This is a genomic window from Streptomyces sp. NPDC003635 (assembly GCF_053587635.1).
In genome coordinates, this window is record NZ_JBSFOK010000001.1 from 331,561 (window position 1) to 353,193 (window position 21,633).

The window sequence follows — 21,633 nt, forward strand, 5'->3', positions numbered from 1 at the left end:
CGTGACGACGATGACGGAAGCGTCCGTACGCGAGTTCAAGATGCCGGACGTCGGTGAGGGCCTCACCGAGGCCGAGATCCTCAAGTGGTACGTCCAGCCCGGTGACACGGTCACCGACGGCCAGGTGGTGTGCGAGGTCGAGACGGCGAAGGCCGCCGTCGAACTGCCCATCCCCTACGACGGCGTGGTCCGCTCCCTGCACTTCCCGGAGGGCACCACGGTCGACGTCGGCACGTCGATCATCGCGGTGGACGTCTCGGGCGGCACCGCGGCCCCGGCGCCCGCCGAGGCCGCCCCTGCCCCCGCTCCCGCGGAGCCCGAGGAGGAGAAGCCGCAGGGCCGCCAGCCGGTCCTCGTCGGCTACGGCGTGGCCGCGTCCTCCACCAAGCGCCGCCCGCGCAAGGGCCCTCAGGTCCCGGCGCAGGAGGCGGCCGCGGCCATCCAGACCGAGCTGAACGGCCACGGGGCGGTGAAGGAGCGCCCGCTGGCCAAGCCGCCGGTGCGCAAGCTCGCCAAGGACCTCGGGGTCGACCTCGCGACGGTGACCCCGACCGGCCCGGACGGCATCATCACCCGCGAGGACGTGCACGCGGCGGTCGCCCCGGCGCCCGAGCCGGCGGTCGTCGAGGTGCCGAAGCCCGCCGCTGCCCCCGCCCCGGCCCCGGTGGCCACCTACGACGGCTCCCGCGAGACCCGCGTCCCGGTCAAGGGGGTCCGCAAGGCCACCGCGGCGGCCATGGTCGGCTCGGCGTTCACGGCCCCGCACGTCACGGAGTTCGTGACGGTGGACGTGACGCGGACGGTCAAGCTGGTCGAGGAGCTCAAGCAGGACAAGGAGTTCGAGGGCAGGCGGGTCAACCCCCTCCTGCTCATCGCCAAGGCCCTGCTGGTCGCCATCAAGCGCCACCCGGACATCAACGCCTCCTGGGACGAGGCGAACCAGGAGATCGTGGTCAAGCACTACGTCAACCTGGGCATCGCCGCGGCCACCCCGCGGGGGCTGATCGTGCCGAACATCAAGGACGCGCACGACAAGACGCTGCCCCAGCTGGCCGACTCCCTCGGCGAGCTGGTGTCGATGGCGCGGGAGGGCAAGACGTCCCCCGCCGCGATGCAGGGCGGCACGGTGACCATCACCAACGTCGGCGTCTTCGGCGTCGACACGGGCACCCCGATCCTGAACCCCGGCGAGTCCGCGATCCTCGCGGTCGGCGCGATCAAGCTCCAGCCGTGGGTCCACAAGGGCAAGGTCAAGCCCCGCCAGGTCACCACCCTGGCCCTCTCCTTCGACCACCGCCTGGTCGACGGCGAGCTGGGCTCCAAGGTCCTGGCGGACGTGGCGGCGATCCTGGAGCAGCCGAAGCGGCTGATCACCTGGGCGTGACCGCCACATGACGCGAGCGGGAGCCGCGCAGCCGGCGCGGCTCCCCGTCACGTCACACCGAGGCCCCACCCCGGGACTGCCCTGAGTCCGGACCGGGGGTCCTCGGCGCCGCCGGGTGCCCGGGGGAAGCGCTCGAACAGCGGCCGTAGGTCGTCCAGTTCGCGGCGCATGATCTCCACGTCCGACGGCGGCACGGAGTTGTCGGCCCAGCGAGGCACCGCCGAAGCGTCGCCAGTGCCCGTGTGTGGGCGCGGTTGACCCAGTCGTTGCCCGCCAGCTCCGGCAGGGAGTCGCCGTCCTGGCGGCTCAGTCCAGTTCCCCCTCAGTCGATCGGTGCGCGCGTCACTCGCCGCGCAGGAGGGCCTCCGCCTCGCCACGCAGGAAGGCCTCCGCCTCGTGGCGCAGCGCCACGGGCGCGGCGGGCCAGGCCGGGGTGCGCATGGCTTCGCGCAACTTGACCTCCTTCACCTCGCGGGGCGCGTCCGGGCGGATGCCGAGGTGTGGCCATACGCGGTCCAACTCGTCGTACGGCAGCGGCCACTGCGCGCCCGGGGCGGACTCGGGACCGCTCGTCTGCGGCGCGACATGGACCTCGTCGGCCGTGGCGGCCGGGGTGATCTCGACGAGGGTGAGGCCCAGGCGGCCGATCGCCCCGCGGAACAGCGACCGGTGTGCCTCGACGGTGTCCGGTCCCGGACGCTCGCCTTCGTGGAACAGGGTGAAGACCCAGCCGGAGTCGCCGGTACGGGCGAGGTCCAGCACCAGCCGCGTGCCGGGACCGCCGGAGAATTCCCGGTGCGCGATGCTCCCCGCCGCGCCCGGCCCCTCGGTGCGGGGCGTGGGGTCAAGCCGGAACTCCTGTGTCAGTGAGTCGAGTTGGTCGTCGGACAGGTTGCCGTGGGACAGGGCGCGCAAGGCGGGCCAGAGCATGTCTCGGACTCCTTCTTCGGATCGGCGTACGACATCATGATCCCCCCGGATGCCGCGCCGGATCCGTGGTCTCCGGGGATGTGAGCAGGTACATCTCGAAGTCCTCCTCCGCCCCGGGGGTCGTCGGCGGAGGTGGTGGCGGTTCCTGGTGGCCGCCCACACAGGCCGGGAGTTTCAGGTGCGGGCGCAGGGCGTGGACCGTGCTGATCCAGTCCGCCTCGGCGAAGTCCCGTCCCGGGGTGGGCTCTTCCTCGCCTGCCTCCGGCCGCCGATGCCCCGGCAGGAGCCCCTCTGTGAGCTCTGCACGGCGAAGGGCCCACCGCGGTGTCGCGATGGGCCCCTTCGATCCTGTGGATCAGTCGCGCTGGGCGCCCGGCGGAAGCGTGCGGAGCTGCATCGTGGAGGCCGTCGTCGTGCCGAAGGCGTAGTCCATCAGCTTGGCGGCGTCCGTGAAGCGGTAGGCGTCGTTCAGGAGGACACCCACGACCGTCTTGCCGTTGCGGGTGCCGGCGAAGACCAGGCAGGGCCCGGACGGGGTGTTGGTGCCGGTCTTCACACCGATCGCGCCGCTGTAGGAGCCCAGCAGCTGGTTGGTGTTGTACCAGGTGTACTTGCGGGTGCCACCGGTGCTCGTCGTCGCGTAGTGCACGGACGACGGCTTCTTCACGATGCCCGCGAACGTCGAGAACGTCATCGCGCTGCGGGTCAGCTTCGCGAGGTCGCGGGGCGTCGTGTAGTTGGTGTTCTGCGTGGAGTTGCCGTCGAACGAGTCGAAGTGCGTGTTCGTCAGGCCGAGGGCGTCGGCCTTCTTGTTCATCTTGGCGATGAAGTTCTTGGTGCGGGCCGCGACCGTGGTCCCGGAGCCGAACTTGTCGGCGAGGGCCATGGCGGCGTCGCAGCCGGAGGGCAGCATCATCGCGACGAGCAGCTGGCGGACGGTGACCTTGTCACCGGTCTTCAGGTCCGCGGTGCTCGCGCCCACCCTGGCGACGTAGTCACGGTACGCCTGCTTGATGGTGACCTTGGTGTCCAGGTTGACGCCCTCGATGGCCAGCACGACCCGCGCCGTCATGATCTTCGTGGTGCTCGCCATCGGCCGCCGGGTGTCGGCGGACTTGCTGTAGAGCGTGGAGCCGGTCGCGCTGTTGAGCATGAAGGCGCCCTTGGCGCTGACCGTGGGCGCGGCGGCCGCGGTGACCTGGGTGGGCGTCGCGGCCTGGGCGGGTGCAGCCAGGGCGCCACCCGCCACCAGCGCTCCGGTCGTGGCCACGACGGCGGCGGTTCTGCGGATGCGTACGCCCTTGATGCCGGTAATCACTTGTGAATGCTCCGAGTCTTCCGAGAGATCGCGCAGGGCAATGGGGGTGCTCTCAGAAGACTCACGAACCACACGAAGGGATGTACGGCTGATCAGATTTTCTTGTCAGCTGATCCTGGCGTAGCCGTAGTTGATGAGCTTCTTCACGTCCTCCGTGCGGTTGGCCGCCGAGGAGGAGGTCATGACGGCGCCCATCACCGACTCGCCGTCCTTGGTGGCGGCGAAGACGAGGACGTACTTGGCCTCGGTGCCCGAGCCGGTCTTCACCCCGAGCGTGCCGTTCCAGCCGAGCAGCGTGTTGGTGTTCGTCCAGGGGGCCATCGTCCGGGTCGAGCCGCTGCTGGTGATGGTCTTGGCCGTGTACGACTTGGTCTTCACGACCGTCTTGAAGGTGGAGCTCTTCATCGTCGAGCGGGCGAGCTTGGTCAGGTCGCGCGGCGTCGAGTAGTTGGAGCCGTTACTGATGCCGTCGAACGAGTCGAAGTGCGTGTTCGTCATGCCGAGGCTCTTGGCCATGTTGTTCATCTTGGCGATGAAGTTCTTGGTGCGGGCCGCGACCGTGGTCCCGGTGCCGAACTTGTCGGCGAGCGCCATGGCGGCGTCACAGCCGGACGGCAGCATCATCCCGTACAGCAGCTGACGGACGGTGACCTTGTCGCCGACGATCAGATGGGCGGAGGACGGATAGCCCTTGCGGACCATGTAGTCGCTGACCGCCTTCTTGATGGTGACCTTGGCGTCGAGGTTCAGGTTCGACTGCGAGAGCACGACCTTGGCGGTCATGATCTTCGTGGTGGAGGCCGTGAGCCGCTTGGTGTCGGCGGTCTTGGTGTAGAGCGTGGTGCCGGTGGCGCTGTTCATCAGGTAGCCGCCCTTGGCGGTGATGGTGGGCGCCGTCACGGCCTGGGCCGGTGCCGCGGTGAGGGCCGCGGTGGTGAACATCGCGCCGGTCGTCAGCGCGACGGCCGCGGCCCGGCGGACCCGGAGGCCCTTGGTGGCGGAAATCAACACAAATACCCCGAAAGAGTCGAATGCCCCAGTGGTGCGGCCGAGTTGGAGGGGAAAGAAAGAGGGGCCGCACGTGTGTGACACGTAAGTAGCACAGAAAGTTGTGCGGCTGCTGGGGTGAATGTGGCCGCCGGGCAGGAGCATGTGGGTGAGGTCGCCATCGGGTCCGCGCGAGGTCCGCATGCTGGACGGCGCTCCCTCTTGCGTACGTGTTGTATCTAAGATGTGCGCATGCCGTCAGCCCCGCCCGCGACCCCCACCGCTCCCGCCAAGCAGCCCCCCGCCGCCGATCGTGTCTACTCGCACGTCAAGCAGGCCGTCCTGGACCGCCGCTACGAGGGCGGCACGCTCCTCACCGAGGGCGAGCTGGCCGAGGCCACCGGGGTGTCCCGCACACCCGTGCGGGAGGCGCTGCTGCGCCTGGAGGTGGAAGGGCTGATCAAGCTCTACCCCAAGAAGGGCGCGCTCGTCCTGCCGGTCTCGGCCCAGGAGATCGCGGACGTCGTCGAGACCCGGCTGCTGGTCGAGGAGCACGCGGCGCGCAAGGCGGTCCCCGCCCCCGCCGGACTCCTCGAGCGGCTCGCGGAACTGCTCGAGCGGCAGAAGACGGAGGCCGCCGCCGGCGACCTGGCCGCCGCCGCGGTCACCGACCGCTGCTTCCACGCCGAGATCGTCCGCAGCGGCGGCAACGAGATCCTGTCCCGCCTCTACGACCAGCTCCGCGACCGCCAGCTGCGCATGGGCGTGGCCGTCATGCACTCCCACCCCGACCGGATCGCCAAGACCCTCGCCGAGCACGAGGAGATCCTCGACGCGCTGCGCTCCGGGGACGCCGAGCGGGCCGTCGGCGCCGTCCACCGGCACGTCGGCTGGTTCTCGCACCTGGCCCGGGGTGAGGTCCGATGACCGCGACGGCACTGCCGGGCGACCCCCCGGGCGGCCGGCGCGCGATCGCCGTCTGGAGCATCGGCGTCTCGGTCTACTTCGTCGCCGTCATCTTCCGTACGTCCCTCGGCGTCGCAGGACTCGACGCGGCGGACCGCTTCGACGTGGGCGCCTCCGCCCTGTCCACCTTCTCCATCCTGCAGCTCCTGGTCTACGCGGGCATGCAGATACCCGTCGGCCTGCTGGTCGACCGGCTCGGCACCAGGAAGGTGCTGACCATCGGCGTGGTGCTGTTCACCGCGGGACAGCTGGGCTTCGCGTTCTCCCCGACGTACGGCATGGCCCTCGCCTCGCGGGCGCTGCTCGGCTGCGGGGACGCGATGACCTTCATCAGCGTGCTGCGGCTCGGCACCCGGTGGTTCCCGGCCCGGCGCGGACCGCTCGTCGCCCAGCTCGCCGGGCTCGCCGGCATGGCGGGCAACCTCGTCTCCACCCTGGTCCTGGCCCGGCTGCTGCACGGCGTCGGCTGGACGGCCGCCTTCGCGGGCAGCGCGCTCGCCGGTGTCGTCGTCCTCGTCCTGCTGCTGCTCTTCCTCAAGGACCACCCCGAGGGCCACGAACCCGAGCCGGTCCCGCACCAGGGCGCGGCCTACGTCCGCCGCCAGATCGCCGCCTCCTGGAGGGAGCCGGGGACCAGGCTCGGCCTGTGGGTGCACTTCACCACCCAGTTCCCGGCGATGGTGTTCCTGCTGCTGTGGGGCCTGCCCTTCCTGGTCGAGGCCCAGGGCCTCAGCCGCGCCACCGCCGGTGAACTGCTCACCCTGGTCGTCCTGTCCAACATGGTGTTCGGCCTGGTCTACGGCCAGCTCGTCGCCCGGCACCACGGGGCCCGGCTCCCGCTGGCGCTCGGCACGGTCGGGGCGACCGCCCTGATGTGGGCGGCCACCCTCGTCTACCCCGCCGAACAGGCCCCGATGTGGCTGCTGATCGTGCTGTGCGTGGTGCTCGGCGCCTGCGGCCCCGCCTCCATGCTCGGCTTCGACTTCGCCCGCCCGGCCAACCCGCCGGAGCGTCAGGGCACCGCCTCCGGCATCACCAACATGGGCGGTTTCGTCGCCTCCATGACCACCCTCTTCGCGGTCGGCGTCCTGCTCGACGCCACCGGCGACGACTACTCCGTCGCCTTCTCGGCCGTGTTCGTCCTGCAGGCGCTCGGGGTCAGCCAGATCCTGCGGCTGCGCGGGCGGGCGGCCCGGCGGGAGCGGGAGCGGCTGGTGGCGAGCCGGGTGGAGACGGTGCACGTCCCGGCGTGAGCGCTCAACCCGCGGCGACCAGGGTGAGGTAGGCGAGGCCCAGCACCCCGCGGTAGCTCATCCACCGGGCCCGGTGCCGGTCCAGCCGCTCCCGGGTCTCCGCCGCCTCGGGGTGTTCGGGATTCCGGGCGAGCCACACCTCGGCGTCCGCCTGGTACCCGGACTCGAACTCCTCCCACTCGTCGCGGTTCGCCGTCTCCGTCCACTCGGGCCTGAACCCGGCGTCGACAGCGAGATCGAGCAGGTCGGCCAGGCTGTGGTGATCGGTGACGGCGGCCCCCGGCCACATCCCGGCCAGCTCCTCGGGGGTGGGCGTCCGCTCCCAGAACCCCTCCCCGAGCAACACCCGACCACCGTCCCGGACGAGCCGCCGCAGCACCCGGATCGCGTCGTCGGGATCGTCGGACAGAGCCTGACTGGATCCCAGGCACAGCACGAGGTCGGCGGGCTCCTGCTTGCCGTCCCGGGCGGACTCCTCCCGGAACTCCACCCGCCCCGCGAGCCCCCGGGCCTCCGCCTCGCGCCGCCCCCGCTCCAGATCCACGGCATTGATGTCGACGCCGACACCGGTGGCCCCCGGCGCCGCGGCGAGCACCCGCAGCATGAACTCCCCCCACCCGCACCCGATGTCGAGCACGGTGGCGGGCGCGTTCTGCGCGAGCCGGTGCACGATGCGCCCGGCACGGTCCTCGGAGAGAGGGCTGTGGAAGGTCAGCCGGCTCAGACGCGGCGGTCCGTCGATCTTCGTGTCAGTCATGAGGGCAGGGAAGCACCGAACTCAGGCCCACGCCACGGCTTTTGGGCAGGCCCTCACTTTCCGTGCGGGCCCCGCTACTGCGTCACCGTGAAGTTCCGCAGGATCGCCCCCGTCAGCAGTGCGTCCCCCTCGGTCTTGATCCGGTCCGCGACCGCCTCGGGAGTCACCCGCCCGCAGGCCAGCCGGACGTACGTCTCCCAGTCCAGCGTCAGCGTCGCCGCGGGCCCCAGCGCGGGGGCCGTCTCCAGCGTCCCGCGGCCCTGGATGTCGACCCGGATCGTGCGCAGGAACTCCACCGGACCGTGCACGTCGAACACGACCGCCGAACTGCGTGGCGCGTCCGCCTTGTTCGCGACGACGTCCGGCAGCGCCGCCAGCAGCACGTCCCGCGCCACCAGCGCACCCGGCGAGTCGAGGTTCCCGGGCCGCCCGAGCGCGGCACGCAGGTCCTGCTCATGGACCCACACGTTGAACGCGTGCCCCCGCATGGACTCCTCGAGCGTCAGCTCCCGGCCCAGCGGACCGCGCACCTTCGTCCCCGGGTCCCGGGACTCGTTGCGCAGCTGCCGGTTGCGGCGGATCACCGTGTACTCCAGCTCGGAGGTCATCTCCGGAGCCGTGTGATGACGGCGGACGTCGACCTGCATCTCCATGTAGCGCTGGGCCTCGTTGGTGACATGGAACAGGTCGCGCGGGAGCGTGTGGATCGGCCGCGGATCGCCGAGCATCTCGCAGTCCAGGCCGATGACGTGCGACACCACGTCCCGGACCGACCAGCCCGGGCACGGCGTACGCCGGTTCCACTCGCCCTCCACAAGGGGCGTCACCAGCTCGGATATCGCGTCGATGGAGTGCGTCCAGGCGTCGGCGTAGGGCTGGAGGGTGGGATGCAGACTCACGGAACGGGACCCCTCGGCGGTCGGTACACGGGCTGGTGGTGGCGGCGGTGCCAGTGGGAGGTGGCTGTCGGCGACGTCTCGGAACTCCCCCACTTCTCGACTTCGCTCGAACCGGGGGGACCCCCAAGTTACGCTGCTGAGAGGCACCCCGGCAGTGCTTTCGTGTGACGATCGTAGGCCCGTGTGGACGGCTCGAATGCCAGGACGGTGGTAGTGTGCGCGCCTCTCTGATCCAGATCGCCGTAGACGAGGGCGAATCGGTCGAGTCTCGCAGGGTGCGGGCGGCCTCCCTGGTCCGGGAGCAGGCCGGGGCCGATCTGGTCGTCCTGCCCGAGCTGTGGACCACCGGCGCCTTCGCCTACGAGGAGTTCGGCCGGGAGGCCGAGCCGCTCGAAGGGCCGACGTACGAGGCGATGGCCAAGGCGGCGAGCGACGCGGGCGTCTGGCTGCACGCGGGCTCGATCCCGGAACGGACGGCACCTGACAGCGACTCCGCCACGGCCGAGGGACCGCTCTACAACACCTCTCTCGTCTTCTCCCCCTCCGGTGAGCTCGCCGCCGCCTACCGCAAGATCCACCGCTTCGGCTTCGACAAGGGCGAGGCCGTACTGATGGGCGCCGGGCGCGAACTGGTGACGGTACGGCTGGCCGGGACGACCGTCGGCGTGGCCACCTGCTACGACCTCCGTTTCCCCGAACTCTTCCGCGGTCTCGTCGACGCCGGCGCCGAGACCTTCGTGATCCCGGCGGGCTGGCCGGAGCGCCGCCGGGCGCACTGGACGCTGCTGGCTCAGGCGCGGGCGGTGGAGAACCAGGCGTTCGTGCTCGCCTGTGGAACGGCCGGGACGCATGCGGGGGTTCCGCAGGCCGGTCACTCGATCGTGGTGGATCCATGGGGCGAGATCCTCGCCGAGGCGGGCCACGACGAGGAGATCCTGACGGTCGAGTTCGACCCGGGGAAGGTCGCGGCGACCCGGGAGCAGTTCCCGGCGCTGAAGGACCGAGTGCTCTGACCCGGGTTCCCTGAGCCGGTCCTTCGACAGGGTCAGTCCCCCTCCCGCTCCTTCTCCGCCAGGTGGATCACGCACACCGCCACCGCGATCAGCAGCGCCGGATCCGCGTCCTCCCGGACGACGTCCACGCCGTAGGTGTCCCGGACGTGCAGCCAGCGCCGGGAGACGACCGCGAGCAGTTCACCGTCGTACTCGACGGCGAACTCCCGGTCGAGGATCTTGCCGCTGACGTCCAGCTCGGTGCTGCCGTCGGCCAGCGCCACCCGGTAGTGGTTGCGCAGCAGCGACAGCCGCTTGCGGCGGATCGTGGCCAGCGGCTCGCCGTCCCGCTCGATCAGCATGGTGTCCCGCAGGGCGAGCATCTTCTGCCGGATGTCGATCAGGACCCGCCCCTGGCGGTCCTTCAGCTCGAAGGTGTCCCGCAGCCGCATGGCCTTGCCGTCGACGAGGAACACCTTGTTTCCCTGGTCGTCCTCGATCCAGTAGTCGTCACCGAAGCCGAGGAGCCGGTCGCGCACGAGGAATCTCATGACAGCAGGGGTTCCCCGGCGCGGGGCCCGAAACGCCGCCGGTAGGCCGACGGGCTGAGCCCGGTCTCCCGCCGCAGCCGCGCCCGCAGGTTCGCCGCGGTGCCGAGCCCGCTGCGCTCGGCGACGATCTCCAGCCGCTCCTCCCCGCGCTCGATCAGCCGGCACGCCAGCGCCACCCGCTCCCCGGTCAGCCAGGCCAGCGGGGTCGTGCCGAGCTGGGTCCGGAAGCGCCGGTGGAGCGTGGCGGGCGACACCGCGGCCCGCGCCGCCAGCTCCGCCACCGTCAGCGGCTCGGCCAGCCGCTCCTGCGCCCACGCCAGCAGCGGCCCCAGCGACTCGTCCGGCACCTCGGGCACCGGCCGCTCCACGAACTGCCGCTGCCCGCCGTCCCGGTGCGCGGCGAACACGAGGCGCCGGGAGACGGCGTTGGCGATCTCGGCGCCGTGGTCCCGGCGCAGGATGTGCAGCCCCAGGTCGAGCGCGGCCGCGCTGCCCGCGGCGGTCAGGATGTCGCCGTCGTCGACGAAGAGCACGTCCGGCTCCAGCCGCACCCGCGGATGCAGCTCCCGGAACGCCTCGGCCCACATCCAGTGCGTCGTGGCCCGCCGCCCGTCCAGCAGCCCGGCCTCGGCGAGCGCGAAGCTGCCGGTGCAGAAGCTCAGGATCCGCGCCCCGCGCGCGTGGGTGCGCCGGATGGCGTCGAGCACCGGCGCGGTACGCGGTACGACGTTGTCGGGCCGCCCGGGCACGACGAGCGTGTCGGCGCGATCGACGGCGTCGAGGCCCGCCGTACCCGTCATCGTGAAGAATCCGTGGTTCATCCGGACCTCCGGCACGGGCGTGCACAGCACCACCTCGTACAGCGGTCCCGGCAAGGCCAGTTCGGGCCGCGGCAGCCCGAACAACTCGGTGGCGACGCCCACCTCGAAGGGATTGGTGCCCTCGTCGACGACGACGGCCACCCGGTGCGGCCGCGCTTGCGGCTGAGAGGATCCTTGCGCCATGTGCGATTCCTAGCACTCGCCCGGGCTCCCCGTCACCCGCACGATGACGGCATGACCAACGAACCCGTCTCCCTGCCCGCGGCCCTCGCCTCCTTCACCGAGCGGTGGAGCCCCCGCATCGCCACCACGGTCAACGACTACGACGTCCGCGTGACCCATGTGGAGGGCGAACACCTCTGGCACGTCCACGAGCACACCGACGAGTTCTTCCTGGTCCTGGAGGGCGAACTCCACATCTCCCTGCGGGAACCGGCTGGCGAGCGCACGGTGGTCCTCCCCCCGCTCTCCGTCTTCACGGTCCCCCGGGGTGTCGAGCACAAGCCCTACGCCCCCGTCCCCACGGACATCCTCCTCCTGGAGCCCACCGGCACCTCAACGGTCGGCGACCGCCACGAGGACGTCCCGGACCACGTCGACGAAACGACCGGCCACGCGCTGACGTGACGGCCGGCGCGGGGTGGCACCCTTGATCCATGAGCGATTCCGCACCCCGCCGTGCCCGTGTCCGTGCCCCCGAGCTGGTCGGCAAGGGCGGCTGGCTGAACACCGGAGGCAAAGAGCTCACCCTCGCCGACCTGCGAGGTAAGTGCGTTGTTGTGGATTTTTGGACCTTTTGCTGCATCAACTGCCTGCACGTCATCGACGAACTGCGCTCCCTGGAGCAGCAGCACCTCGACACCGTCGTGGTCGTCGGGGTGCACTCGCCGAAGTTCGTGCACGAGGCCGAGCATCAGGCCGTCGTGGACGCGGTGGAGCGGTACGGGGTGGAGCATCCGGTGCTCGACGACCCGGAGCTGGCGACCTGGAAGCAGTACGCCGTGCGGGCCTGGCCGACGCTCGTCGTGATCGATCCGGAGGGGTACGTCGTCGCTCAGCACGCCGGTGAGGGGCATGTGCACGCTATCGAGCGGCTCGTCACCGAGCTGGAGGAGGAGCACGCGGCCAAGGGCACGCTCCGGCGGGGGGACGGCCCGTACGTGGCGCCCGAGCCGGAGCCGACCACGCTGCGGTTCCCCGGCAAGGCCGTGGTCCTGCCGTCCGGGAACATCCTGGTCAGTGACACCACGCGGCATCAGCTGGTGGAGCTGGCTCCCGACGGCGAGAGCGTCGTGCGGCGGGTCGGCCAGGGGGATCACCGGGGGGCGACGGACAGCACCTCGGTCCGCTCGCGGTTCAACGAGCCGCAGGGGCTCGCGCTGCTGCCCGACGGGTCCGTCGTCGTCGCCGACACGGTGAACCACATGCTCCGTCGCTTCGACCCGGAGTCGGGCCGGACCACCACCCTGGCGGGCACCGGTCACCAGTGGATGCAGGGCGACGCCACCTGCGGGCCCGGCCGGGAGGTGAACCTCTCCTCGCCCTGGGACGTGGCCTACTGGCACGGCAAGGTGTGGATCGCCATGGCCGGCGTCCACCAGCTGTGGACGTACGACCCGGAGGACCGGACCGTCGCCGTCGTCGCCGGCACCACCAACGAGGGCCTCGTCGACGGGCCCGCACCCGAGTCCTGGTTCGCGCAGCCCTCCGGGCTCGCCGCGACCGAGGACCGGCTCTGGGTCGCCGACTCCGAGACCAGCGCCCTGCGCTGGGTCGACCTCGACGGCGCCGTCCACACCGCCGTCGGCACCGGGCTCTTCGACTTCGGGCACCGCGACGGAGCAGCCGAACAGGCCCTGCTCCAGCACCCGTTGGGGGTCACCGCGCTACCCGACGGCTCGGTCGCCGTCAGTGACACCTACAACCACGCACTGCGCCGCTACGACCCGGCGACCGGTGAAGTGACCACCCTGGCCACGGACTTGCGCGAGCCCAGCGGCGCCGTGCTCGTCGGGGACGACATCGTCGTCGTCGAGTCGGCCCGGCATCGGCTGACCCGACTGCGGCTCCCCGAGGAGGCGGTCCGGGTGGCCGCCGTCGCCCATCGCACCCAGCGCGCCGCCACCGACGTCGCGCCGGGCGAGCTGAAGCTGGACGTGATCTTCCAGGCACCGCCCGGCCAGAAGCTGGACACCCGGTACGGCCCCTCGACCCGGCTGCTGGTCTCGTCCACCCCGCCCGAGCTGCTGCTGTCGGGGGAGGGCGCCGACCCGGAGCTGTCCCGGGTCCTGCGCCTCGCCCCGGGCGTCGAGCAGGGCGTTCTGCACATCTCGGCGATGGCCGCCTCCTGCGACGACGACCCCGAGAACGCGTACCCGGCCTGCCATGTCCACCAGCAGGACTGGGGCGTGCCGGTCCGGGTCACGGAGGGCGGCGCGGACCGCCTGCCGCTCGTGCTCGCCGGCATGGATCCTCAGGCGCCGTAGCCGCCGCCGTATCCGTCCCGCCGGTGGTGGCCGGTCTCGTCGATGACCTGAGTCGTCGTCGGCGGCGGCACGACCACCCGGCGGCGCCGGGCGATGCTGCTGAACGTGGTGACGCCGATCAGGCCGACGATCATCAGGATGACGCCGACCAGGTCGAGATTGATTCCTTCCATCTCCCAGTCGGTCGCGAACGTGAGAATGGCTCCCGCGGCGATGAGGATGATGCATCCGCCGAGGCCCATGACCTCGCCTCCCCAGTTGATGTGTCTGTGGGAGGCGGGTACCCGGGCCCGCGCGAACTACCCCTCCAGGAACGCCACCAGTGTGTTCGCCAGCAGGAACGGGTCCTCGGCGCCGCACAGTTCGCGAGCGCTGTGCATGGACAGGATCGCCACGCCGATGTCGACGGTCCGGATGCCGTGGCGGGCCGCGGTGATCGGGCCGATCGTGGTGCCGCAGGGCATGGCGTTGTGGGAGACGAAGGACTGGAAGGGCACCCCGGCGCGCTCGCAGGCGGCGGCGAACACGGCCCGGCCCGAACCGTCGGTCGCGTAGCGGTTGTTGACGTTGACCTTGAGGATGGGCCCGCCGTTGATCCGGGGGTGGTGCGTCGGGTCGTGCCGCTCCGCGTAGTTGGGGTGCACCGCGTGCCCGGTGTCGGAGGAGAGGCAGACGGTCCCGGCGAAGGCCCGGGCCTTGTCCTCGTACGAGCCTCCGCGCGCGAACACCGAGCGCTCCAGCACGCCGCCGAGCAGCGGTCCGTCGGCACCGGTGTCCGACTGGGAGCCGTTCTCCTCGTGGTCGAAGGCGGCGAGGACCGGGATGAAGTCAAGGTCGCCGCCGGAGACCGCTGTCAGCGCCGCCACCGCCGCGTGCACGGACAGGAGGTTGTCCATGCGCGGGCCCGCCAGCAGTTCGCGGTCGCGGCCGAGGTAGGCGGGCGGTTCGACGGAGTGGACCATCAGGTCCCAGCCGGTGACCTCGCCGACGGCGAGTCCGCTCTCCTCCTCCAGGAAGGCGATCAGGTCGCCGTCGCGTACGTCGTCGCCGAGTCCCCAGACCGGCTGGAGGTGGCGCTGCTTGTCGAGCTTGAGGCCCTCGGAGGAGACCGCGCGGTCGAGGTGGATGGCGAGTTGGGGGACGCGCAGCAGCGGGCGGTCGACGTTCACCAGCCGGGTCGAGCCGTCGCGCAGGGTCAGCCGGCCCGCGAGGCCGAGGTCGCGGTCGAGCCAGGAGTTGAGCAGGGGTCCGCCGTAGATCTCCACGGCCACCTGGCGCCAGCCGTGGGCGCCGGAGTCGGGCAGCGGCTTGACGCGCAGGTTGGGGGAGTCGGTGTGCGCGCCGATGATGCGGAACGGGGTGTGGGGAGCGGCGCCCTCGGGCACGAACCAGGCCACGATCGCGCCGCCGCGGACGACGTACTTGCCGCCGCTCGTCCCGTCCCAGGCGTCCGTCTCGGCGACCTGGCGGAACCCGGCCTTCTCCAGCCGCTCGGCGGTGTTCGCCACGGCGTGGTACGGCGACGGGCCGGCCGCCAGGAAGGTCATGAGGTCGTCGGTGTGGCCGCGGTCGAAGCGGGAGGGTTCGCTCATGGGGTTCACCTTAACGACGTACCAGGGCCCGCCCCCCGTTGATGAGGAGGCGGGCCCTGGTGACGAGTGGATCCGGGACTAGAAGGCGGCCTCGTCCAGCTCCATGAGGTCCAGGTCGACGCCCTGGGCGAGCTTGCGCGCGCCGGTGACGCCGGGCAGGACGTTGGCCGCGAAGAACTTCGCCGCCGCGATCTTGCCGGTGTAGAAGGCCCGGTCCTTGGCGGAGGCCGTCTCCAGCTTCTCGGCGGCCACGGCGGCGCCCTTGAGCAGCAGGTAGCCGACGACGACGTCACCGGAGGCCATCAGCAGGCGGGTGGTGTTGAGGCCGACCTTGTAGATGTTCTTGACGTCCTGCTCGGTGGCGGCGAGGTCGGTGAGCATCAGGCCGACGATGGCCTCGAGCTCGACGGCCGCCTTGGCGAGCTGCTCACGGGCGCCGGCCAGCTCCTCGCCGCCGGTGCCGAGCGCCAGGAACTTCTTGATGTCCTCGGCCAGGCCGTTCAGGGCCGCGCCCTGGTTGCGGACGATCTTCCGGAAGAAGAAGTCCTGGCCCTGGATGGCCGTGGTGCCCTCGTAGAGGGTGTCGATCTTGGCGTCCCGGATGTACTGCTCGATCGGGTACTCCTGCAGGAAGCCGGAGCCGCCGAAGGTCTGCAGCGACTGGGCGAGCTGCTCGTAGCCCTTCTCCGAGCCGTAGCCCTTGACGATCGGCAGGAGCAGGTCGTTGAGCGCGTGCTCGGCCTTGGCGTCCTCGCCGGCCGCCTCCTTGACCGCGATCGCGTCCTGGATCGAGGCCGTGTACAGCACCAGCGCGCGCATGCCCTCCGCGTACGCCTTCTGCGTCATCAGCGAGCGGCGCACGTCCGGGTGGTGGGTGATGGTGACCTTGGGCGCGGTCTTGTCCATGAAGTTCGCGAGGTCCGGACCCTGGACGCGCTCCTTGGCGTACTCCAGCGCGTTCAGGTAGCCCGTGGACAGCGTGGAGATCGCCTTCGTGCCGACCATCATGCGGGCGAACTCGATGATGCGGAACATCTGGCGGATGCCGTCGTGCTTGTCGCCGATCAGCCAGCCCTTGGCGGGGTGCTGGTCGCCGAAGGTCATCTCGCAGGTGTTGGAGGCCTTCAGGCCCATCTTGTGCTCGACGTTCGTCGCGTAGACGCCGTTGCGCTCGCCCAGCTCGCCGGTCTCGAAGTCGAAGAGGTACTTCGGGACCATGAACAGGGACAGGCCCTTGGTGCCGGGGCCGGCGCCCTCGGGACGCGCCAGCACGTAGTGAAGGATGTTCTCCTCCATGTCGTGCTCACCGGAGGTGATGAAGCGCTTCACGCCCTCGATGTGCCAGGAGCCGTCCTCCTGCTGGATCGCCTTGGTGCGACCGGCGCCGACGTCGGAGCCCGCGTCGGGCTCGGTCAGCACCATGGTGGAGCCCCAGGTCCGCTCGACGGCGATCTGGGCGATCTTCTTCTGGACGTCGTTGCCCTCGTCGAAGAGGATCCCGGCGAAGGCCGGACCGGAGGAGTACATCCACACGGCCGGGTTGGCGCCGAGGATCAGCTCCGCGTACGACCAGATCAGCGACGGGGGAGCGGTCGTGCCGCCGATCTCCTCCGGGAGGCCGAGCCGCCAGTACTCGGAGTCCATGAACGCCTTGTAGCTCTTCTTGAAGGACGCGGGGACCGGCGCGGTGTTGGTCTCCGGGTCGAAGACCGGAGGGTTGCGGTCGGCGTCCGCGAAGGACTCCGCGAGGTCGTTCTCCGCGAGGCGGGTCATCTCATCGAGGATGGATTTCGCGGTGTCGGTGTCCATCTCGGCGAAGGGCCCGGTGCCGTACAGCTTGTCGCGGCCGAGCACCTCGAAGAGGTTGAACTCGATGTCGCGGAGATTCGACTTGTAGTGCCCCATGGCGACGGCTCCGTAGAGAGATCGGCGAGGCACTGGATCCTCGCGCTAGTTCACGTACCAACAAGTAGCTACGATGATGCTACCCGTCGGTAATAAGCCGCAACCCCGTTCCGGGCATCTGTGACGGGTCACACCGGAACCACCAGCGTGGCGGTGTATCCGGCCTCCGGGCCGCCCTTCACGGCCGCCAGCTGCCGGTCGTGGCCATCGCTGAAAATGTTGTCCGTCTCGATCGAGAGTCGGCTGAGGTTGGACACACTCTCGCTGTAGCCGTCGGTTCTGTACACCGTTTCGCACACATCCCGGGGGAAGGCGAGCTGCGACGTGCTTGTGACGGCGGTGGCGGCCGTGGCGTCGGCGAGGCTGTCCCAGACCTCGAAGTGGATGTGCGGCCAGCGGCCCGGGTAGCAGCCGGGGAAGACGGTCCGGAAGGTGACCCGGCCCCTGTCGTCCGTCTCCTGCACGCCCCGCAGATAGTTCTCGTCCGTGATCCCTTCCGTGTACAGGGAGTAGCCGCCGTCCCGGTCGGCGTGCCAGACGTAGACGGCGGCGCCCCGCTTCGGCGTATCGCAGCCCGAGGCGGCGTCCACGACGGTGAGCCGGAGGGTCAGTGGGACGCCTTCGGCGGTGCCGCCCGCCGAGTCGCCGAAACTCCGGGTGATGTCGCCGCGGACGACTCCGCTCCTCTCGAGGACGTTCACGCCGTTGGAACCGTCACCGGGGAAGGGACCGGCGGTCTCCTCGGGGACGGGGGCGCACTCGGCGGACGCGCCGGAGGAGGCGGCGGAGGAGGGCGACGCGGCTGAGGTGTCGTCGTCGCCGGAGCAGCCCACCAGCGGAATCAGCCCCGCTCCCGCCATCAGCCGGATCATCCGGCGGCGGGCGAGGACGGGAAGGTCGTGGGAGAGTCCCCGGTCGTGCTCGGGGACCTCGTCGTGGTGGTGGCTCGGCATGACACGACGCTACGAGCGGTGGGGGCGGCGTAGCCAGGGCGTGGGCTTGTCAAGTGGCTGTCGGTTCGCCGGAGCGTCGGTACTAGGCTTGCGGTCATGTATGGATACGGCCAGCCCATGGACGGGGGCGCCGCACAGCAGGGGTACGCCCCGCCGCAGCAGCCCATGGGCGGCGGCTACGGCCAGCAGCCACCGCTCTATCCCGAGCCGTCCCCGCCCTCGCTCGCGGACGCGGTGCGGGCCTTCACCACCGGGCAGATGTCGGCGGAGGACTTCCAGCAGGTCTTCGCGACCTCGAAGGTGTACTGCCCGCGCGGCGACAACCCCGGGTTCCTGGCGCTGCACAACACCCAGCAGCCGGTGATCCCGATGTTCACCTCGCTCAAGGAGCTGCGCCGGTACGCGGGCAAGGAGTCCAAGTACTTCGTGATCACCGGATCCGAGGTGATCGACCTGCTCCCCACCGGCTACGGCTTCGTCCTGGACATGGAGGGCGAGCACCGCATGGTCTTCGACGCGAAGGCGGTCGAGCAGATGGTCGACTTCGCGATGCGGCGCATGTACGGCTGAGCAGGCCTCCACGGAGGTACGGCTGAGCAGGCCCGCACGGAGATATCCCCTCCCTCGTTGTCACAGTCATGCCATAAGGTGCCCCTTGGCAGCCGCGCCCCGCACGCGATCGCGTCCCCGCGACCCGCGTCCGGGCGCCGCGCGGCGCTCTCATCTCCCCGGCACCGCCGGGTTCTCTGTGGGGGTTCATCACTGTGCGCATGCGCAGCACTTCGGCCGCGACGGCGCTGGCGGTCCTGTTCAGCTCGGCGGCACTCACCGTCGTGACGGCCGCCCCGGCGTCGGCCGCTTCCGCCGTGCTCACCCAGCCCGTGGGCCTGGTCGCCGACGGCGCGCTCCAGCGCGTCTTCGTGGCGGACCAGGACAACGGACGGATCCTGGCCACCGACTACAGCGGCACCCTGGTCGACGTGAACGTCGGCTTCGGCCGCCCCAGCGACCTCGCGCTCTCGGACGACGGGCTCACCCTGTACGCGGTGCTGCCGACGACCCACGAGATCGTCGCCGTCGACGCGGCCACGCTCGAGGTCCGGACCCGCTACGACCTCGGCGCCGGAGTCGACCCGCGGGAGGCGGCCTTCGCCGGCGGCCGGCTGTGGTTCTCCTACCGGGTCACGGGAGACGACGGCTTCTTCCACGGCGAGCTGGGTGTCGTCGACCCCGTCGCAGCCGACGCGGCCACGGCGGTGAGCCTGGAGCAGCTCCCGGAGGGTGTCGCCCCGTACTACAACGCCGGTGTCCTCGACGCCGACCCGTCCTCGCCCGGCCTGCTCGCCTTCCACGACAGCGGCGACCGCTCGGGCGCGATCAACCTCCTCGACGTCTCCGGAGCCGCCCCGCAGGTGGTCGCCAAGACGGACAGCGACCGCTGGACCATGGACCTCGACCTCATGCCCGGCGCCTCCCAGGTGCTGTGGAACGGCTACCGGAAGCTGAACCACGCCAACGGCGCCTTCACCGAGGTCGCGGGTCTCACGGAGACCGGCTGGTCCGCCGACGTCTCCCCGGACGGCCTGATCGCCCAGGCCTACGACCGGCACGTCAACGTCTACAAGGCGGGCTCCGACAAGCCGGTGCGCCGCTTCGACGCCGGAACGTCCAGCATGGGCGAGGTGGCCTGGGCCCCGGACTCCTCCCGGGTGTTCGCCCTGGCCGGCAACTCGGACAACACGTACACGCTGAAGGCGTTCACCGGCCCCGCGCTCAGCGTGCCGGCCCTCACGGTCAACGCGCCCGCCTCGGCGACCCGTGCCAAGCCGCTCACCGTGACCGGCAAGCTCACGGCGAACGTGCCCTTCACCGCCGGGACGACGCTCGCCGTCACCCGCACCGACCTGGAGAGCCCGAACGGCAAGGCGCTGCCCTCCGTCACGGTGAAGGCGGACGGCACCTACTCCTTCACCAACACCCCGCCGGCCGGCGGCAAGGTGAAGTACACGGTGAGGTACGCGGGCGACGCCACGCACACCGCGGTCAGCGCCTCGGACACCGTCGAGGTCTCCCGTGCCTCCACCTCGCTCAGTCTGAACAACAACGGCAAGGTGTACTCGTACGGCGCCGACGTGAAGTTCACGGCGCACCTGGGGACGACGTACAAGAACCGCTCGGTCGAGATCTGGGCCAACCCCTACGGCTCGGACAAGCCCAACAAGCTGATCAAGAGCGGCACGGTCAACTCCGACGGCAACATCGCCGCCTGGGTGGACATGACCCGGGACACCACCGTCACGGCGGTGTTCAAGGGGGACGCCCGCTACAAGCCGAAGACGGTGAAGGTCACCGCGGGCGCCCGGGTCAAGGTCTCCACCGCCGTCGCCAAGCACTACAAGACGGCGAAGATCGGCTCGACCACGTACTACTGGTTCCACAAGAGCACCGACCCGCTGCTCACCACCTCGATGAGCTACTACCCGGGCCGCATGCAGCGCTTCGACCTGCAGTTCTGGTACCAGGGCTCGTGGTACGCGCTGGACTCGGAGTACTTCGCGCTCGGCACCAGCGGCAAGTCTGCCGTGACCCTGGAGGCGCCCGGCGAGTCGGGCATCCGGGTGCGGATGCGGTCCGCCTACATCAACGGCTCGTCCGGTGACAACGTGAACTCGACGACGTACGGATCCTGGAAGTACCTGTACTTCAGCAACTGAGCGGCCGACTCGGACGAAGCCCGGAGGGAATGCCCTTCGGGCTTTCTCCGTTGTGGGGTGGCAGGAAGTTCAATGCTCAACTAAACTGGACGCACAAGGAGGTACCGACATGCCTGCAGTGACCGTCGAGAACCCGCTGACGCTGCCCCGTGTCGCCGCGCCCGCGGAGGCCGTGGCCCGTCCCGTGCTCGCCGTCACGACCGCGCCGAGCGGTTTCGAGGGCGAGGGCTTCCCGGTGCGCCGGGCGTTCGCCGGGATCAATTACCGCCATCTGGACCCCTTCATCATGATGGACCAGATGGGCGAGGTGGAGTACGCGCCGGGCGAGCCCAAGGGCACCCCCTGGCACCCCCACCGTGGCTTCGAGACCGTCACCTACATCATCGACGGGATCTTCGACCACCAGGACTCCAACGGCGGCGGTGGCACCATCACCAACGGCGACACCCAGTGGATGACGGCCGGCTCGGGCCTGCTCCACATCGAGGCGCCGCCGGAGTCGCTGGTCATGTCCGGCGGCCTCTTCCACGGCCTGCAGCTGTGGGTGAACCTGCCGGCCAAGGACAAGATGATGCCTCCGCGCTACCAGGACATCCGCGGCGGCAGCGTGCAGCTGCTCAGCACGCCCGACGGCGGCGCCCTGCTGCGGGTCATCGCCGGTGAGCTGGACGGACACGCCGGTCCCGGCATCACCCACACCCCGATCACGATGGTGCACGCCACCGTGGCGCCGGGCGCCGAGGTAACCCTGCCCTGGCGCGAGGACTTCAACGGCCTCGCCTACGTCCTGGCGGGGCGCGGCTCCGTCGGCGCGGAGCGGCGGCCGATCCAGCTCGGGCAGACCGCCGTCTTCGGCGCGGGGGGCTCGCTGACCGTCCGGGCGGACGAGAAGCAGGACTCCCACACCCCGGACCTGGAGGTCGTCCTGCTGGGCGGCCGGCCGATCCGGGAGCCGATGGCGCACTACGGCCCCTTCGTGATGAACACCCGCGAGGAGCTCCAGCAGGCCTTCGAGGACTTCCAGAAGGGCCGGCTCGGCACGATCCCGGCCGTCCACGGAATGACCGAGAGCGGGCCGCAGGCCTGAGCACCGGCGCCCCGAGGTGGCGCTGACACTCCGTCACC

Annotated in this window: 21 protein-coding genes; 9 read left to right on the plus strand and 12 right to left on the minus strand. The window is 70.6% G+C overall.

The window, feature by feature from the left end; all coding sequences use genetic code 11:
• Position 1: 1 nt before the first annotated feature.
• Positions 2-1,384 (plus strand): dihydrolipoamide acetyltransferase family protein, encoded by a 1,383-nt coding sequence (locus tag ACWDRW_RS01560; RefSeq protein ID WP_451718449.1) that lies wholly within the window; start codon positions 2-4, stop codon positions 1,382-1,384.
• A 47-nt stretch (positions 1,385-1,431) separates the two neighbouring features.
• Here ACWDRW_RS01560 and ACWDRW_RS01565 read toward each other — a convergent pair whose 3' ends face one another.
• From ACWDRW_RS01565 to ACWDRW_RS01580, 4 genes are all read right to left on the minus strand, one after another.
• Positions 1,432-1,602 (minus strand): hypothetical protein, encoded by a 171-nt coding sequence (locus ACWDRW_RS01565; protein WP_451718451.1) that lies wholly within the window; start codon positions 1,600-1,602, stop codon positions 1,432-1,434.
• Positions 1,603-1,726: 124 nt separating this feature from the next.
• Positions 1,727-2,314 carry a hypothetical protein gene (locus tag ACWDRW_RS01570; protein WP_451718454.1) on the minus strand — a complete coding sequence of 196 codons (588 nt, stop codon included), beginning with the start codon at positions 2,312-2,314 and terminating at the stop codon, positions 1,727-1,729.
• A 355-nt stretch (positions 2,315-2,669) separates the two neighbouring features.
• Entirely contained in the window at positions 2,670-3,632 is a 963-nt protein-coding gene (locus tag ACWDRW_RS01575) for a D-alanyl-D-alanine carboxypeptidase family protein (protein WP_451718457.1), read from the minus strand.
• 105 nt (positions 3,633-3,737) lie between these two features.
• A complete protein-coding gene (locus ACWDRW_RS01580) occupies positions 3,738-4,640 on the minus strand; it encodes a D-alanyl-D-alanine carboxypeptidase family protein (protein WP_451718459.1) in 903 nt (300 codons plus the stop codon).
• Positions 4,641-4,871: 231 nt separating this feature from the next.
• Here ACWDRW_RS01580 and ACWDRW_RS01585 point away from each other — a divergent pair, with 231 nt between their 5' ends.
• Together ACWDRW_RS01585 and ACWDRW_RS01590 are read left to right on the plus strand one after the other, a co-directional pair.
• Positions 4,872-5,546: a GntR family transcriptional regulator gene (locus ACWDRW_RS01585; protein ID WP_451718461.1), complete on the plus strand. Its 675-nt coding sequence runs from the start codon at positions 4,872-4,874 to the stop codon at positions 5,544-5,546.
• Positions 5,543-6,838 carry an MFS transporter gene (locus ACWDRW_RS01590; protein ID WP_451718464.1) on the plus strand — a complete coding sequence of 432 codons (1,296 nt, stop codon included), beginning with the start codon at positions 5,543-5,545 and terminating at the stop codon, positions 6,836-6,838. Before ACWDRW_RS01585 ends, ACWDRW_RS01590 begins: the two co-directional genes overlap by 4 nt.
• Positions 6,839-6,842: 4 nt before the next feature.
• Here the strand turns inward: ACWDRW_RS01590 and ACWDRW_RS01595 are convergent, their stop codons facing one another.
• Entirely contained in the window at positions 6,843-7,595 is a 753-nt protein-coding gene (locus ACWDRW_RS01595; RefSeq protein WP_451718467.1) for an SAM-dependent methyltransferase, read from the minus strand.
• A gap of 74 nt (positions 7,596-7,669) precedes the next feature.
• Positions 7,670-8,494 (minus strand): maleylpyruvate isomerase family mycothiol-dependent enzyme, encoded by an 825-nt coding sequence (locus tag ACWDRW_RS01600; protein ID WP_451718469.1) that lies wholly within the window; start codon positions 8,492-8,494, stop codon positions 7,670-7,672.
• 215 nt (positions 8,495-8,709) lie between these two features.
• On the opposite strand from ACWDRW_RS01600, the gene ACWDRW_RS01605 reads away from it, so the two are divergent.
• A complete protein-coding gene (locus ACWDRW_RS01605; RefSeq protein WP_451718472.1) occupies positions 8,710-9,507 on the plus strand; it encodes a carbon-nitrogen family hydrolase in 798 nt (265 codons plus the stop codon).
• A gap of 32 nt (positions 9,508-9,539) precedes the next feature.
• Here ACWDRW_RS01605 and ACWDRW_RS01610 read toward each other — a convergent pair whose 3' ends face one another.
• Together ACWDRW_RS01610 and ACWDRW_RS01615 are read right to left on the minus strand one after the other, a co-directional pair.
• Entirely contained in the window at positions 9,540-10,037 is a 498-nt protein-coding gene (locus tag ACWDRW_RS01610) for an LURP-one-related/scramblase family protein (protein WP_451718475.1), read from the minus strand.
• On the minus strand, positions 10,034-11,041 hold the full coding sequence (locus ACWDRW_RS01615; RefSeq protein ID WP_451718476.1) for a GlxA family transcriptional regulator: 1,008 nt from the start codon (positions 11,039-11,041) through the stop codon (positions 10,034-10,036). The genes ACWDRW_RS01610 and ACWDRW_RS01615 overlap by 4 nt, the downstream gene beginning before the upstream one ends.
• Positions 11,042-11,092: 51 nt before the next feature.
• Here ACWDRW_RS01615 and ACWDRW_RS01620 point away from each other — a divergent pair, with 51 nt between their 5' ends.
• Both ACWDRW_RS01620 and ACWDRW_RS01625 read left to right on the plus strand, forming a co-directional pair.
• A complete protein-coding gene (locus ACWDRW_RS01620) occupies positions 11,093-11,485 on the plus strand; it encodes a cupin domain-containing protein (protein WP_451718479.1) in 393 nt (130 codons plus the stop codon).
• 29 nt (positions 11,486-11,514) lie between these two features.
• On the plus strand, positions 11,515-13,344 hold the full coding sequence (locus ACWDRW_RS01625; protein WP_451718481.1) for an NHL domain-containing thioredoxin family protein: 1,830 nt from the start codon (positions 11,515-11,517) through the stop codon (positions 13,342-13,344).
• Here ACWDRW_RS01625 and ACWDRW_RS01630 read toward each other — a convergent pair.
• The 4 genes from ACWDRW_RS01630 to ACWDRW_RS01645 form a co-directional block, all read right to left on the minus strand.
• Positions 13,332-13,586, minus strand: coding sequence for a DUF6458 family protein (locus ACWDRW_RS01630; RefSeq protein ID WP_451718484.1), 255 nt, complete (start codon positions 13,584-13,586; stop codon positions 13,332-13,334). The genes ACWDRW_RS01625 and ACWDRW_RS01630 overlap by 13 nt on opposite strands.
• Before the next feature lie 57 nt (positions 13,587-13,643).
• Positions 13,644-14,936 carry a M18 family aminopeptidase gene (locus ACWDRW_RS01635; protein ID WP_451718487.1) on the minus strand — a complete coding sequence of 431 codons (1,293 nt, stop codon included), beginning with the start codon at positions 14,934-14,936 and terminating at the stop codon, positions 13,644-13,646.
• A gap of 78 nt (positions 14,937-15,014) precedes the next feature.
• Complete coding sequence (locus tag ACWDRW_RS01640) at positions 15,015-16,841, minus strand: acyl-CoA dehydrogenase (protein ID WP_451718489.1); 1,827 nt, start codon at positions 16,839-16,841, stop codon at positions 15,015-15,017.
• Positions 16,842-16,969: 128 nt separating this feature from the next.
• Positions 16,970-17,794 carry a dioxygenase family protein gene (locus ACWDRW_RS01645; protein ID WP_451718491.1) on the minus strand — a complete coding sequence of 275 codons (825 nt, stop codon included), beginning with the start codon at positions 17,792-17,794 and terminating at the stop codon, positions 16,970-16,972.
• A 96-nt stretch (positions 17,795-17,890) separates the two neighbouring features.
• On the opposite strand from ACWDRW_RS01645, the gene ACWDRW_RS01650 reads away from it, so the two are divergent.
• From ACWDRW_RS01650 to ACWDRW_RS01660, 3 genes are all read left to right on the plus strand, one after another.
• Positions 17,891-18,364 carry an SseB family protein gene (locus ACWDRW_RS01650; protein WP_451718494.1) on the plus strand — a complete coding sequence of 158 codons (474 nt, stop codon included), beginning with the start codon at positions 17,891-17,893 and terminating at the stop codon, positions 18,362-18,364.
• A 200-nt stretch (positions 18,365-18,564) separates the two neighbouring features.
• A complete protein-coding gene (locus ACWDRW_RS01655) occupies positions 18,565-20,508 on the plus strand; it encodes a YncE family protein (protein ID WP_451718497.1) in 1,944 nt (647 codons plus the stop codon).
• A gap of 109 nt (positions 20,509-20,617) precedes the next feature.
• Complete coding sequence (locus ACWDRW_RS01660; RefSeq protein WP_451718499.1) at positions 20,618-21,595, plus strand: pirin family protein; 978 nt, start codon at positions 20,618-20,620, stop codon at positions 21,593-21,595.
• Positions 21,596-21,633 lie beyond the last annotated feature (38 nt).

Excerpts from the sequence above, each read along its gene's own strand:
- ACWDRW_RS01570 (WP_451718454.1), bottom strand. The coding sequence starts at position 2,314 with ATGCTCTGGCCCGCCTTGCGCGCCCTGTCCCACGGCAACCTGTCCGAC.
- ACWDRW_RS01585 (WP_451718461.1), top strand. The coding sequence starts at position 4,872 with ATGCCGTCAGCCCCGCCCGCGACCCCCACCGCTCCCGCCAAGCAGCCC.
- ACWDRW_RS01590 (WP_451718464.1), top strand. The coding sequence starts at position 5,543 with ATGACCGCGACGGCACTGCCGGGCGACCCCCCGGGCGGCCGGCGCGCG.
- ACWDRW_RS01595 (WP_451718467.1), bottom strand. The coding sequence starts at position 7,595 with ATGACTGACACGAAGATCGACGGACCGCCGCGTCTGAGCCGGCTGACC.
- ACWDRW_RS01610 (WP_451718475.1), bottom strand. The coding sequence starts at position 10,037 with ATGAGATTCCTCGTGCGCGACCGGCTCCTCGGCTTCGGTGACGACTAC.
- ACWDRW_RS01615 (WP_451718476.1), bottom strand. The coding sequence starts at position 11,041 with ATGGCGCAAGGATCCTCTCAGCCGCAAGCGCGGCCGCACCGGGTGGCC.
- ACWDRW_RS01620 (WP_451718479.1), top strand. The coding sequence starts at position 11,093 with ATGACCAACGAACCCGTCTCCCTGCCCGCGGCCCTCGCCTCCTTCACC.
- ACWDRW_RS01625 (WP_451718481.1), top strand. The coding sequence starts at position 11,515 with ATGAGCGATTCCGCACCCCGCCGTGCCCGTGTCCGTGCCCCCGAGCTG.
- ACWDRW_RS01630 (WP_451718484.1), bottom strand. The coding sequence starts at position 13,586 with ATGGGCCTCGGCGGATGCATCATCCTCATCGCCGCGGGAGCCATTCTC.
- ACWDRW_RS01635 (WP_451718487.1), bottom strand. The coding sequence starts at position 14,936 with ATGAGCGAACCCTCCCGCTTCGACCGCGGCCACACCGACGACCTCATG.
- ACWDRW_RS01640 (WP_451718489.1), bottom strand. The coding sequence starts at position 16,841 with ATGGGGCACTACAAGTCGAATCTCCGCGACATCGAGTTCAACCTCTTC.
- ACWDRW_RS01645 (WP_451718491.1), bottom strand. The coding sequence starts at position 17,794 with ATGCCGAGCCACCACCACGACGAGGTCCCCGAGCACGACCGGGGACTC.
- ACWDRW_RS01650 (WP_451718494.1), top strand. The coding sequence starts at position 17,891 with ATGTATGGATACGGCCAGCCCATGGACGGGGGCGCCGCACAGCAGGGG.
- ACWDRW_RS01655 (WP_451718497.1), top strand. The coding sequence starts at position 18,565 with ATGCGCAGCACTTCGGCCGCGACGGCGCTGGCGGTCCTGTTCAGCTCG.
- ACWDRW_RS01660 (WP_451718499.1), top strand. The coding sequence starts at position 20,618 with ATGCCTGCAGTGACCGTCGAGAACCCGCTGACGCTGCCCCGTGTCGCC.